Raw genomic sequence first — 14,143 nt, forward strand, 5'->3', positions numbered from 1 at the left:
GGGACAAGCGCCTGATACAGCCAATTTGTTCTGATCGCGTGTATCAGGACGGTGCCGCGGCTGCTCTCATGGGCGCTGCGGACGTGGGGATGCCGCGTCATGAGCCTGTGGGGGGCGTTATGAAGGTTGCCGTATTCGGCTTGGGCTATGTGGGGTCGGTGACGGCTGCTTGTCTGGCTGCTGCTGGGCACGACGTCTGGGGAGTCGATGTCGATACCGCGAAGGTCGATCCGATCACTCAGGGACACAGTCCGGTGGTCGAGCCTGGTCTGGACGAGCTGGTGGCGGAGGGAGCGACCTCGGGTCGCCTGCACGCGACCACCGATCCACGGATCGCGCTCGAGCGGGCCGATGTCTCACTCATCTGTGTCGGTACGCCGTCGACTCCGGCGGGCAGTACTGACCTGACGTACATCAAACGCGCGGTCCGCGATATCGCCGAGGCCGCGCAGACTGTCGTCCGGCCGGCGTCGGGGTTCCACAGCATCGTGGTCCGCTCGACGGTTCCGCCGGGCACGGTCGACGAGATCGTCGAGAAGGTGCTGGCCGACGTACCGCCGCCGGAGGGTCTGACCTTCGGTACGGCGATGTGCCCGGAGTTCCTGCGGGAAGGATCCGGCCTGGCCGACTTCTACGCGCCGCCGTTCGTTGTCGTCGGCACCCGCAACCCGAAGGTCGGTACCGCTCTGACCGACCTGTTCAGCTTCCTCGGCACGGAGGTGGAGGTCGTCGACGTCCGGACGGCCGAGGCGCTGAAGTACGCCTGCAACGCGTTCCACGCCACCAAGGTCTCGTTCGCGAACGAGATGGGCCGGATCTTCCGGCACTTCGGGGTGGACTCGCGCGAGGTGATGAAGATCTTCGTCCAGGACACCAGCCTGAACATCTCGCCGTACTACCTGAAGCCCGGTTTCGCGTTCGGCGGTTCCTGCCTGCCGAAGGACCTGCGCTCGGTCCTGCACCTGGCCCGGATGAACGACACCGAACTCCCGCTGCTGGCCGGCACGCTGGCCACCAACGAGCGGAGCGTCCGCGACGTCGTCGACCGCGTGATCGCCGGCCCCGGCCGCGAGATCGCGCTGCTCGGTCTGAGCTTCAAGCACGCCACCGACGATCTGCGCGAGAGCCCGAACGTCGAGCTGGCCGAGCGCCTGATCGGCAAGGGCTACAACCTGCGCATCTACGACGCGATCGTGAACCCGACCCGGCTGGTCGGCGCGAACCTCCGCCACGTGCAGTCGAAGCTGCCGCATCTGCAGCGCGTCCTGACCGACGACCCGACGGCGGCGCTCGCCGGCGCCGACCTGGCCATCGTCTCGGCCACCGACACGGCCGCGATCAACGCCCTGCTCGAAGCGCCGCCGGCCCGCACGATCGACCTGATCGGCCGGCTCGGCGCCGACGTCGAGGCGCTGCCCGGATACGAAGGAGTGGGCTGGTGAGCGGTCCGCGGGTCCTCATCATCATCCAGAACCTCTGGGTGCCGTTCGACCGTCGCGTCTGGCTGGAGTGCCAGGCGCTGGTGGCGAGCGGGTACGACGTGACGGTCGTCTGCCCGAAGGGGCCGGGCGACCCGGCGTACCAGGTCATCGACGGCGTCACCGTGCACAAGTACAAGGCCTACGCACCGGGCGGCAGCAAGATCAGCTTCGTCTGGGAGTACGCGTACTCGTTCCTGCTGACACTGCGGCTGGTCTTCCGGGCCCGCAAGGCCGGCAAGTTCAAGGTGATGCAGGCCTGCAACCCGCCGGACATCTTCTGGCCGATCGCGATGCTGCTGCGCCGGCTCGACGGGACGAAGTTCGTCTTCGACCACCACGACCTGTGCCCGGAGCTGTTCCAGTCCCGCTTCGGCGGTACGACCAGCCTGCCGTACAAGGGCCTGCGCTTCCTCGAGCGGACCACGCACCGTACGGCGGACCACGTGACCTCGACGAACGACTCGTACCGCCGGATCGCGATCACCCGCAGCGGCAAGGCGAACCACGACGTGACCGTGGTCCGCACCGGGCCGGACCCGGACAAGCTGCAGCGCGACCCGGCCGCCGTGGACGAGACGCTGCGCCGCGGTCACCGCTACCTGGTCACGTACATCGGCGTGATGGGACCGCAGGACGGTGTCGACATCGTCGTCCGCGCGGCCGACCACATCGTCAACAACCTCGGCCGCAAGGACATCGCGTTCACGCTGATGGGCGGCGGGGACTCGTTCGACGAGGTGGTCGCGCTGCGGCACGACCTCGGGCTCGACGAGTACATCGAGTTCACCGGCCGGGTGCCGGACGAGACCGTGCGCGCGGTGATGTCGACCGCGGACATCGGCCTGTCCCCCGACCCGAAGAATCCGCTCAACGACGTGTCGACGATGAACAAGACCATGGAGTACATGGCCTTCGAGCTGCCGGTCGTCGCCTTCGACCTGATCGAGACCAAGGTCTCGGCCGCGGACGCCGCGGTGTACGTCGAGCCGAACGACGTCGCGCAGTACGGCGAGGCGATCGTCGACCTGCTCGACGACGAGGTACGCCGGCGCCGGATGGGCAAGTTCGGCCGCGAGCGGGTCGAGCAGGTGCTGGCGTGGAAGCACCAGCAGAGGGCGTACCTGCAGGTGTACGACGCGTTGACCGGTCACGTCAGCCACATCGGGGACGTCGCACGCGCGACGGGGTCCTGACGTGTGCGGCATCGCCGGCTGCTACCAGCAGCACGACGGGTTCGCACTCGCCGAGGCGATGAGCGACCGGATCGCGCACCGCGGTCCGGACGCCGACCGGATCTACGCGTTCGACGAGGGCGACGTACGGGCGTTCCTCGCGCATCGCCGGCTGTCGATCATCGACCTGTCGTCGGAGGCCGACCAGCCGTTCAGCAAGCGCGGGCTGACCATCTGCTACAACGGCGAGCTCTACAACTACAAGGAACTGCGCGCCGAGCTGTCCAAGGCCGGCGTCGGCTTCCGCACCAACGGCGACACCGAGGTGGTGCTGGAGGCCTGGCGCCGCTGGGGACCGGACGCGCTGAAGCGGTTCCGGGGCATGTTCGCGTTCGCGATGCTCGACGAGGACAGCGGCAGCATGTACCTCGCCCGCGACCCGCTGGGCATCAAGCCGCTGTACTTCCTCCGCCGTGAAGCCGGAGTCGTCTTCGCCTCCGAACTGAAGGCGCTCGTCACGGCCGTCGGATCCGAGCTGCGGACCGAGCCCGGCGCTCTGATCGCGTCGATGCTCTATTACTGGCTGCCCGAGCAGCGCTGTGCGATCGACGGGGTGGAGAAACTTCCGCCGGGTTCGTGGGCCGAGTTCCGGCCGGACGGCAGCAGCCGGCACGAGATGTACTGGCGGGTGACCGATGTCGCCACCGAGGCTGCCGCCGGTCCGCCCGCGGATCTGCGCACGATCATCGAGGAGTCGGTCGCCGCGCACATGGTCGCCGACGTACCGGTCTCCACGTTCCTCAGCGGCGGTCTGGATTCCAGTCTCGTGACTGTGCTGGCGAAGCGGATGGATCCGAGCGTCGACTCGTACACGATCACGTTCCGGGCGCAGGACCAGAAGCTCGAAGCGATGCCCGACGACGCGATCTACGCGCGCAAGGTGGCGCAGCAGTTCGGCATCGACCTGCACGAGATCGAGATCGCGCCCGATGTGGTCGAGTTGCTCCCGCGGATCGTCGACATTCTCGACGAGCCGATCGGCGACCCGGCCGCTATCAACACGCTGCTGATGTGCGACACCGCACGGGACGCCGGCGTGAAGGTGCTGCTGTCGGGGATGGGCGCCGACGAGCTGTTCGGCGGTTACCGCAAGCACCTCGCATGCGTGATGGGAGCGCAGTACCAGCGGCTCCCCGGCGTACTGCGGAACGGGGTGATCGGGCCCGCCGTACGACGGTTGCCGGTGACGGTGAACGGTCGCGGCCTGCGGTACGCGCGCTGGGCCAAGCGGTTCGAGACGTTCGCGAACCTGTCCGAGGAGACGGCGTTCCGGCGCAGCTACACGATGTACGACGGGGACCAGCTGGCCGGACTGCTGAGCCCGGACCTGGAGCCGTACGTCGGGAAGTTGCTGTCCGAGCACGCCGACATCTACCACGACACCACGCTCGACGATCACGTGAACCGGATGTGCCTGGCGGACTCGCGGATGTTCCTGCCGGGGCTGAACCTCGCGTACACGGACCGGTCCAGCATGGCGGCGTCGACCGAGGTGCGGACGCCGTTCGTGGACCCGATCGTGGCGCGGGCCGCGTTCTCGATCCCGGGCAGCGAGAAGATCCACCGCCGGGTCAGCAAGCTGGCGTTGAAGAAGGCGGCCGAGGCGTGGCTGCCGAAGGAGATCATCTACCGGCCGAAGGCGTCGTTCAGTGCGCCGCTGCGGGCCTGGGTACGGAACGACCTGCGCGAGCTGGTCGACGACACGCTGCTGCGCGGCGAGCTGGTCGGCAGCGGGTTCCTGCAGCGGGCCGCCGTACAGAAGCTCGTCGACGACGAGCGGGCCGGGCGTGAGGACTACTCGAAGCAGATCTGGCAGTTGCTGACGCTGGAGACCTGGACCAGGCATATGCGTGACCTCGGCGTCACCATCACTTCTCTCTGAGGGACGGACATGAAGCAGGTTGCACAGAACTACAAGTCCGGTGAGCTGGCTGTGCTGGACGTGCCTCCGCCCACCTGTGCGCCCGGTGGCGTGCTGATCCGTTCGCTGTACTCGCTGATCTCGACCGGCACCGAACTGATGAAGGTCGGCGAGGCGAAGCTGTCGCTGGTCGGCAAGGCGAAGGCGCGGCCGGACCAGGTGCGGAAGGTGCTGGACTCCGTTGCGCAGCAGGGCGCGTTGAACACCTACAAGAAGGTGATGAACAAGCTCGACTCGTACACGCCGCTCGGGTACTCGTTGTGCGGGGTCGTTGTGGAGGTCGGGGCTGGTGCGGAGGAGTTCAGCGTCGGGCAGCTGGTTGCCGCGGCGGGGAACGAGTTCGCGCTGCACGCGGAGTACAACTGGGTGCCGCTGAATCTGTGCGTGCCGGTGCCGGACGGGGTGCCGGCTGAGCAGGCTGCGTTCTCGACGGTTGGCGCGATCGCGATGCAGGGTGTGCGGCAGGCCGAGGTGCAGCTTGGTGAGACGGCTGTGGTGATTGGGCTCGGTCTCGTCGGGCAGCTTGTGGTGCGGTTGCTGGTTGCGGCCGGGGTGCGGGTGTTCGGGATCGACACCGTTGCGGATCGCTGCCGGATGGCGGAGAAGGCTGGTGCGCTGGCGTGCTCGTCGGCTGATGAGGCGGGGATCGCGTCCCTGGAGCGGGCTCTGCTCGTGGCGTCGAACGGGCTTGGCGCCGACCGGATCCTGCTGGCTGCCGGTGGTCACTCCAACGGTCCGGTCGAGACTGCTGCCCGGTTGGCTCGTGACCGTGCTCGCGTCGTCGACATCGGCAAGACAAAACTCGACCTGCCGTGGAACGCGTACTACGACAAGGAACTGGACGTCCGGTTCTCCCGCTCCTACGGCCCCGGCCGCTACGACGACCGCTACGAACTCCAGGGCATCGACTACCCCGCCGGCTACGTCCGCTGGACCGAACGCCGCAACCTCGAATGCTTCATCGACCTCATCGCCCGCGAACAGATCGACGTAGGCTCGCTGATCGCCGGCCAGTTCCCGATCGCCGATGCAACCGACGTCTACCAACAACTCAGCTCAGGCGCCCTCCCAGGCGTCGGCTTCCTCTTCGAGTACCCCGACGTACCACAGCAGGAGACGGCACCGACGGCAACTGTCGCCCGAGCTGCGAACCCGACCACAGGATCTGTTCGGCTTGGGTTTGTTGGGGCTGGGAATTATGCGTCTAGCATGCTTCTGCCGCATTTGCAGAAGGATGAGGATGCGGTGTTGGCTCGGGTGGCGACGAACAAGTCGTTGTCGGCGGCCAATGCTCAGCGGCGGTTCGGGTTCGAGCAGATTTCTACGGATGCGCAGGAAGTGCTGTCGGACGACAGGCTTGACGCGATCTTCGTGGTGACCCGCCACAGTTCGCATGCGGAGTTGGCGTGCCAGGCGCTGGAGACCGGGAAGGCCGTCTTCGTCGAGAAGCCGCTCGCGCTGACCGACGAGGAGCTCGACCGCATCGTCGCCACGGTTGATGCCACCGGCAACGATCGCCTGATGGTCGGGTTCAACCGCCGGTTCGCCCCGCTGCTGACCGACCTCAAGGGCCGCTTCGGCGACCCCGGCGGCGCGTTCTCGCTGCGCTACCTCGTGAACGCCGGCACGCTCGACTCCACCAGCTGGTACCTCGACGCCGGCAAGGAAGGCACCCGGTTCGCCGGTGAGGGCGGGCACTTCATCGACACCCTGACCTGGTGGCTGAACAGCCTCCCGACCGAGGTGTACGCCGTACCCGGACCCGACACCGGCGACGTCATCGTCACGCTCCGGTTCGCCAACGGCTCGGTCGGCACGATCAACTACGTCGCCGGCGGCAACTCGCGCTTCCCGAAGGAGACGCTCGACATCACCGGCGGCGGCCGCAACGGGCGGCTGGACAACTTCCAGAGCGCGTCGGTGTGGACCGGCCGCAAACCGTCCACCCGCAAGACCCGCAGTACCGACAAGGGTCAGCGGATCGAGCTCGAGGCGTTCGTCGCCGCGGTGAAGTCCGGCGGCCCGATGCCGATCTCCTTCGACGAGCTCGTCGCCACCACCCGGGCCACGATCGCGGTCGACCGCAGTCTGGCGAGTGGCAAACCGGAGAAGGTGTGAGCCGCCAGCCCCTGGGCTGGTACGTCCGCCGCCTGCGCCGGATGTCCCCCACCGAACTCATCCTGCGCGCTCGCGACACCGGACGCCGTACTGCCTGGGCCTACCAACAGGTCAGGCCCGGGCAGAACACGGCCGTTCACCTCCCCCTCCGCAAAGAGCTGACCTTCAGTACGACGCTGCCGGCGCACACCGCCTGCGCCGTACCGGAGGACGCCCGCAAGGCCGTCATCCAGACAGCCGACGCGATCATGGCCGGCAACCTCGAGGTCCTCGGCGTCGACCGGACCGACCTGACCGAGCCGGACTGGTTCCGCGACCCGATCACGGGCCGCCGGTCCGACCCGGCGCAGTACGTCTTCAAGCTGAACCACCGCAACGAGGAAGCCGTCGGCAACATCAAGCAGGTGTGGGAGCTGTCCCGCCACCACCACCTGACCCAGCTGGCCGCCGCCTGGTTCCTGACCCACGACGACCGGTACGCCGAACGTGTCGCCGACCACCTCAACGACTGGTGGCGGACGAACCCGTTCCTGTCCGGAGTGCACTGGGCCAGCGGTATCGAGATCGGCATCCGCCTGATCAGCTGGACGTGGATCCGCCGCCTGCTGAACGACTGGCCGGAGATCACCGACCTGTTCGAGCACAACGAACTGGCGCTCCAGCAGATCTACTGGCACCAGCGCTACCTGGCCGCGTTCCAGAGCCATGGCTCGTCGGCGAACAACCACGTGATCGCCGAGGCCGCCGGACAGCTCGTCGCGGCCTGTGCCTTCCCGTGGTTCACCAAGAGCACCCGCTGGCGTCAGGACGCGACAGCCCTGCTGGAGAAGGAACTCGACGCCAACACCTTCCCATCGGGCGTGAACCGCGAGCTGGCGACCGACTACCACCGTTTCGTCTCCGAGCTCGGCCTGTACGCCGCTCTGGAAGCAGACTGGTCCGGCCACCCACTCAGTCAGAAGACGTGGGCACTGCTGACCCGCACGATCGACGTGGCAGCCGCAATCGTCGACACCACGCTCCGCCCACCACGCCAGGGCGACGACGACGAGGGCATGGTCCTGGTCCTCGATCCGCCGGACATCCACCACTGGTCGGCGTTCCTGTCGCTAGGAGCAGCCGCCGTCGGTGCAGCGCCCTGGTGGCCGGACAGCCCGCCCACTGCGACGTCGTACATCATCAGCTCGTTGGTCAAAGAGCAGCAGCCGGACCGCCCCGCCGTACGACCGGATCACTTCGAGGACGCGGGTCTGACCGTTCTGCGGAGCAACGACGACGGTCCGGAGATCTGGTGCCGCGCGGACGCGGGTCCGCACGGCTTCCTGTCCATTGCAGCCCACGCCCACTCCGACGCGCTCTCGCTCGAGGTGCGGGTCGACGGCGTCGATATCCTCGCCGACCCCGGCACGTACTGCTACCACGGCGAAGAGGAGTGGCGGAACTACTTCCGCTCCACGATCGCCCACAACACCGTCGAGGTCGCGGGCGCCGAACAGTCCGCCCTGGGCGGAGCGTTCCTCTGGCTGCGCGGGGCGACAGGCAAGGTACGCCGGTATGCGCCGAACACCTGGGAGGCCGAGCACGACGGCTACCGGGTCGGCGATTCACCCGTCACGCACCGGCGGACCGCAGTACTCGACCATGGCGTACTGCGGGTTGAAGACCGGCTCGATACGGCGTCTGACGTACGTATTGCTTGGCATCTGGGGCCGGAGGTGTCCGTTGAGCTGGACCAGTCGACCGGACGGCTGGAGTGGTCCACCGGCTCGGCGATCGTCGAGCTGCCGGCCGGACTGACCTGGACGGCACACCGCGGTGGCAACGATCCGTTGCTGGGCTGGTACTCACCGCGATTCGGCCGCAAGGTGCCCAGCACGACCCTGATCGGGACCGGAAAACTGGCCGCAGAACAGCCCGCGGTGAGCACCTTTCGATTCCGGTCCTGATCTGTATCACCCTCCGTCCGCAGCCCTCTATTAACAAGACAGTTAGTGGCGGCGACTGGAGGGGAACCGTGAGCGAGCGCAGCGAGCGAACCATCAAGCACAGCAGCGCCCGCGCTCACAGCGGAGCCGAGCGCAGCGAGGTGGAGCTGTGAGCGCACAGCAGCTCGACGTCAAGAAATCTTGGCGGGCCATCCGCAGGCATCGCTGGATCGTGGCCGCCGTGGCGGCCGTTGGCCTGCTCGGCGGAGTCGCCGCCGGGTTCCTGGTGCCGCCCCTGCACACCGCAACCTCGCTCGTGGTGCTACCGCCGGCACCGACGACCGATGCGGAGAAGGCCGCCGGTACGCAGAGCACCGACACGCAGGTGTTCATCGCGGAGAGCGAGCCGGTGCTGAAGAGCGCCGGGCAGAACCTGAACCCGCCGCTGTCGACCGAGGTCGTCCGCAGCCGGGTCAAGGTCACCGCCGTCACCGACGACGTCATCAAGATCGACGCCAAGGGAACGACGGCCAGTCAGTCGATGGCACTGGCGAACGCTGTCGCCGGGGTTTATCTGGTCTTCGTCACCACGGACCAGAACCTGCCCGGCGATCTGGGGAAGAAAACGGGGGCACGGGTGTTGGAGCAGGCGACAACCGCACGTGGTGGAAACGTGCCGATTCATCTCGGCATCTACGGTCTGCTCGGCGCGCTGATCGGCGCGATCGTCGGATCGATCGGCGTACTGGCCAAGGAGCGCGGCGATCGCCGGCTGCGGCTGCGGGACGAGATCGCCGACGCGGTCGGGCTTCCGGTGCTGGCGTCGGTCTCGTCGTACCAGGCGAACGACGTGTCCGACTGGACCTATCTACTCGAGCATTACTCGCCGACCGCGGTCGAGGCGTGGGGGCTGCGCAAGACGCTGCACCACCTCGGCCTGGACGTGAAGGGCCAGTCGCACGTCTCGCTGGCCGTCCTCTCGTTCGCCGGTGACGACAAGGCCCTGCCGCTCGGCCCGCAGCTGGCCACGCTCGCCAACTCGATCGGCATCTCCACCTCGATCGTGGTCGACTCGCACCAGGAACCGTCGGGCGACCCGACGCTGAGCATCCATCTGATCGTCGTCGACCGCGACGACCCGATCGTGGTCGGTTCCGAACCGACCACCAACACGATCGTCGCGCTGTCGGCCGGCACCGTCACCGCCGAGGAACTCGCCCGGCTGGCGGTTGCCGCAGCGGCCGACGACCGCTCCATCGACGGCATCGTCGTCACCGATCCGGACCCGACGGATCGCACCATCGGACGCGTCTCCCAGTCGATGCGCCGGTCGAGCTCGCGGCTGCCCACCCTCCTCACCGGCACCGCGAGGAGGACCAAATGAGCAACCAGCCGTACACGGAACCGGTGGTCAGCGAACCCGCCTGGGCGGACCAGGACGGCCTGTTCGACGACCAGCCGACGAACGCGCACCCGCCGGACGCCTTGGTCACGCTGCGGTTCCTCCGCGACGCGATCCGCCGGCATCTGCGGATCTGGATCGTGCTCGCGATGGCGGGCTTTCTCGTCGGACTCGGATCCACCTTCGCGCTGCCCGCTCCGAGCGTGTCCGCCACCCGGTTGCTGATCACCCATCGCGACGGTGAGGACCCGACCAAGGCGATGGCGACCGACGTCAGCCTGGCGACCACGCACACCGTGGCGCAGCGCGTGATCGACCTGCTGAAGCTGCCGATCAGCCAGGACGATCTGCTCAAGGAGTACACCGTGGTCGCCAACACCGACCGGGTGCTCCAGATCAACGCGGCGGGGAAGACCAGCGACGACGCGACCAAGCTGGCCGGCGTGATCGCGCAGGTCTTCCTGATCTACCGTAAGGAGCAGATCGCCTTGCAGGACGCCCCGCTCGTGCGTGACGAGACCCAGGCCAAGAACGACCTGGCCGTGGCCGAGCAGGCAGTCCGCGCAACCGGCGACGACCCGACCGCGAACGAGCTGAAGCACCCGAACAGCCCCGAAGGGGTCCGGCTCGGCGCCGCCCGCGACCAGTACGTGTACGTCCGGCAGCAGCTGCTCGACTCGCAGGTCGAGGCGTTGCGGATGAACAGCAGCCGGGTGCTCGACGTGGCCGCACCAGTACCGGTCTCGCTCAAGAAGACGCTCGTGATCAACGCCGGCACGGGCCTGATCGCCGGTCTGTTCATCGGCCTGGCGTTCGTCGTCGTACGCGCGCTGATCTCCGACCGGCTGTGGAAGCGCCAGGACATCTCGCAGGCCCTGGGCGCCCGGATCCGGCTGAGCAGCCCACGACCGTCGCGTCTGCAACTGCTGCCGCGGCCGCGATACCTGCGTCCCTCGCAGCGGAAGGCGCCCGAAGTACAGCTGATGATGCAGCACCTCGATCAGCGCATCTTCTGGGGTGAGCACCCGACGCCGGCGATGACCGTGGTCAGCGTCGACGACGTCACCACCTGCGCGCTCGTCGTGGCTTCGCTCGCAGTGGCGCTGGCCGAGGACGGCAAGCACGTGCTGGTTGCCGACCTGACCGAGTCCGGCCGGCTCGCAGGCATGCTCGGCGCGAAGACTCCCGGTACGCACGAGTCGCGTTTCAGCGCACCCGGCCAGCGCGTCGACGTCTACCGTCCCGACCAGACCCGCGGTCCGGCGCAGGGTTGCTACCTGCACCTGAGCGACAGCAACCGGCCGTCCGGCTCCGGTGACATCGCGCTCGACTCGGCCTGGGAGGTCGCCGACGTCGTTCTCAGTCTCAGCACGCTGACGCCGGAGCTCGGCGCCGATCACCTGGCCACGTGGGCGTCCAACGCCACCGTCGTGGTGACCGCGGGCCAGTCGACCACCACCAAGATCCAGGCCACCGGCGAGATGCTGCGGCTGGCCGGGCTGGAGATCAACAGCGCCGTCGTACTGCGGCCCGACCGCACCGACGAGGGCATCGGCGTGACCGAGACCGAGTCCGGACGACCGCTGAGTGTGGATGTCGAGATGTTCCGCCGATGACGACGATCACCACCCGCCTCGGTACCCAGCTGACCACGCGGATCCGCCCCACCCGGCGGGCCGTCGCGCCGGAGGTACGGCGGCGGCATCGCGTGCAGCTGGCGTGGGCGCTGATGGTGCTGAACGTGATGACGTTCTTCCCGGGCGCGCCGCACATCCTGCCGATCCCGGGATCGGTCGGAAAGCTGATCGCGCAGGGGGCGCTGGTCGGGGCGTTGATGGTGGCGCTGTCGGTGAACCGGCCGGTGCGGATCCGGCCGAGCGTGTTTGTGTTCCTGGTGATGCTGCTGGCCGCGGAAGCGCTGCTGGCCAGTATCCGGGCCGAGTTCCTGTTCGGTGCGCTGTTCCGGGCCGGACGGCTGTGCGGATTCGCTCTGGTGCTGTGGCTGCTGACGCCTTGGTGGCCGCGCCGCGACCTGCTGCTACTGCGCACGCATCTCATGGTGCTGTGGGCGATCGTCGGCTCGGTGGTCGTCGGCCTGATGGTCGCGCCCGGCCTGGCGATGACCGAGAACCGCCTCGCCGGCATCCTCTGGCCGATCCCGCCGACCCAGGTCGGTCACTACACCGCAGGGGCCGCCGGCCTGACGATCGTGCTCTGGATGTCCGGCCACCTGCGCCGCTGGATCGCCCTCACCAGCGTGCTGGTCTGTATTCCGGTTCTGCTGCTGACCCACACCCGGACCGCGTTGCTCGCGCTGGTGGTCGGCGTACTGATCGCCGGGCTGAGCCTGTTCACCGGCCGCTCGCGGGTGCGCAAGGCGTTCACAATCGGCATCGTCGTCTTCTCGGTCGGGGCACTCACGCTCAGCACGGTGGTGACGACCTGGCTCGCCCGCGGGCAGGACGCCCAGGAGCTCGGCGCGCTGACCGGACGCAAGGCGGTCTGGGACGCGATCCTGGCCCAGCCGCGATCGACCTTCGAGACGTTGTTCGGCTTCGGGCTGTCCAACAAGTCGTTCAACGGCCTGCCGATCGACAGCAACTGGCTCGGCACGTACTACGACGTCGGGCTGGTCGGGGTCGCGATCACGATCATGCTCGTGCTGTTCGTACTGATCGCCGCCTGGTTCCGCCCGCAGGGGCCGCATCGGGCGCTCGCACTCTTCCTGGTCGCGTACTGCGTGATCGCGTCGTTCACCGAGAGCGGGCTGAGCGAGGCGTCGTCGTACCTGCTCGACCTGACGCTGGCCGCATCACTTGTCTACAACACGTCGACCCGCGAGGGACCGCGATGAAGATCCTGCTGGTACACAACAGATACCGGTCGACCGCACCGAGCGGCGAGAACCGGGTCGTCGATCAGGAGAGCGCGGCGCTGACCGCACTCGGCCACGACGTCCGCCACTTCGAACGGCACAGCGACGACATCGAGAACTGGCCCGCGTGGCAGAAGGCTACGCTGCCCGGCCGGGTCGTCTGGAACCCGGCGAGCCGGCGCGACCTCGCGGCGGCGCTGGCCGAGGACCGGCCCGATGTCGTCCACGTCCACAACACATTCCCGTTGCTCAGCCCGTCCGTGCTGTACGCGTGCCACTCGGCCGGCGTACCCGTGGTCATCACCCTGCACAACTACAAGCTGCTGTGCGCCAGCGGTGACTTCTTTCGCGACGGCGAGGTGTGCCACGACTGCGCCGGCGGCAACCCGACCGCCGCGGTCGTCCACCGCTGCTACCGGGGATCCGCGCTGGCGACGTCGACCACAGTGCTCAACGCACGCGGTCACCGTCGCAGCTGGCGGCGCCTGGTGTCGGCGTACATCTTCATCTCCGAGTCGCAGCGTCGGTTGCTGGGGGCAATGAACTTCGATCCGGAGCGGTCGTTCGTCAAACCCAATGCGGTTCCGTACGACGGTCCCGTCGGCGGACCGCGGGAACGGCAGGTGACGTACGTCGGCCGGCTCGATGCGGCCAAGGGTGCTCCACTGCTGATGAAGGGCTGGGACGCGTACCGCGCCGTCGCCGGGGACGACGCGCTCCGGCTGGTGATCGCCGGCGGCGGCCCGATGCTCGACGAGGTCACCGCCTGGGCGGCCACCCGGCCGTCCGTCGACCTCCGCGGGCTGATGAGCAAGGAGCAGGTGTTCGAGCTGATCGGGCAGTCCCGCGGGGTCGTGCTGCCCTCGGAGTGGGAGGAAACGTTCGGCCTGGTGGTGATCGAGGCGATGGCGGTCGGCGTACCGCCGCTGGCCTCGGGCCACGGGTCGTTCCCGGAACTGATCACCGACGGAGTCGACGGCGCACTGTTCGAACCGGGCCGTCCGGATGCACTGGCCAAACTGCTGCTCGACGTCGACGCGTCCCCCGCGAAGTACGACGAGCTCGGCCGGCAGGCGCGCACGACGTACGAGACGAAACACCGGCCGGAACAGAGCATCGAGCAACTGCTCGAGATCTACCGGTACACGATCGAACATCCTGTCACCGCCCACCGCTAGGTCGAGGACAC

9 protein-coding genes are annotated in these 14,143 nt (G+C 68.0%); all 9 read left to right on the forward strand.

Annotation, left to right across the window (positions count from 1 at the left end):
• Nucleotides 1–119: 119 nt before the first annotated feature.
• The 9 genes from ACFWUU_RS01775 (at nt 120) to ACFWUU_RS01815 (ending at nt 14,132) form a co-directional block, all read left to right on the forward strand.
• Entirely contained in the window at nt 120–1,442 is a 1,323-nt protein-coding gene (locus ACFWUU_RS01775; RefSeq protein WP_137254362.1) for a UDP-glucose/GDP-mannose dehydrogenase family protein, read from the forward strand.
• On the forward strand, nt 1,439–2,674 hold the full coding sequence (locus tag ACFWUU_RS01780) for a glycosyltransferase family 4 protein (RefSeq protein WP_380171831.1): 1,236 nt from the start codon (nt 1,439–1,441) through the stop codon (nt 2,672–2,674). Before ACFWUU_RS01775 ends, ACFWUU_RS01780 begins: the two co-directional genes overlap by 4 nt.
• 1 nt (nt 2,675) lies before the next feature.
• The gene (gene asnB, locus ACFWUU_RS01785; RefSeq protein WP_380171833.1) at nt 2,676–4,595 is read left to right on the forward strand and encodes an asparagine synthase (glutamine-hydrolyzing); all 1,920 of its coding nucleotides are present in this window, start codon (nt 2,676–2,678) and stop codon (nt 4,593–4,595) included.
• A 9-nt stretch (nt 4,596–4,604) separates the two neighbouring features.
• Nucleotides 4,605–6,752, forward strand: a complete 2,148-nt coding sequence (locus ACFWUU_RS01790) for a bi-domain-containing oxidoreductase (protein ID WP_380171835.1) — start codon at nt 4,605–4,607, stop codon at nt 6,750–6,752.
• Entirely contained in the window at nt 6,749–8,698 is a 1,950-nt protein-coding gene (locus ACFWUU_RS01795; protein WP_380171837.1) for an alginate lyase family protein, read from the forward strand. Before ACFWUU_RS01790 ends, ACFWUU_RS01795 begins: the two co-directional genes overlap by 4 nt.
• 148 nt (nt 8,699–8,846) lie before the next feature.
• Complete coding sequence (locus tag ACFWUU_RS01800; protein ID WP_170989724.1) at nt 8,847–10,061, forward strand: Wzz/FepE/Etk N-terminal domain-containing protein; 1,215 nt, start codon at nt 8,847–8,849, stop codon at nt 10,059–10,061.
• On the forward strand, nt 10,058–11,695 hold the full coding sequence (locus tag ACFWUU_RS01805) for a YveK family protein (protein WP_137254357.1): 1,638 nt from the start codon (nt 10,058–10,060) through the stop codon (nt 11,693–11,695). The genes ACFWUU_RS01800 and ACFWUU_RS01805 overlap by 4 nt, the downstream gene beginning before the upstream one ends.
• Nucleotides 11,692–12,933: an O-antigen ligase family protein gene (locus ACFWUU_RS01810; RefSeq protein ID WP_380171839.1), complete on the forward strand. Its 1,242-nt coding sequence runs from the start codon at nt 11,692–11,694 to the stop codon at nt 12,931–12,933. The genes ACFWUU_RS01805 and ACFWUU_RS01810 overlap by 4 nt, the downstream gene beginning before the upstream one ends.
• On the forward strand, nt 12,930–14,132 hold the full coding sequence (locus ACFWUU_RS01815) for a glycosyltransferase (RefSeq protein WP_380171841.1): 1,203 nt from the start codon (nt 12,930–12,932) through the stop codon (nt 14,130–14,132). The genes ACFWUU_RS01810 and ACFWUU_RS01815 overlap by 4 nt, the downstream gene beginning before the upstream one ends.
• The last annotated feature ends 11 nt before the right edge of the window (nt 14,133–14,143 follow it).

This window comes from Kribbella sp. NPDC058693, from assembly GCF_042715335.1.
In the GTDB taxonomy this organism is placed as follows: domain Bacteria; phylum Actinomycetota; class Actinomycetes; order Propionibacteriales; family Kribbellaceae; genus Kribbella; species Kribbella jiaozuonensis.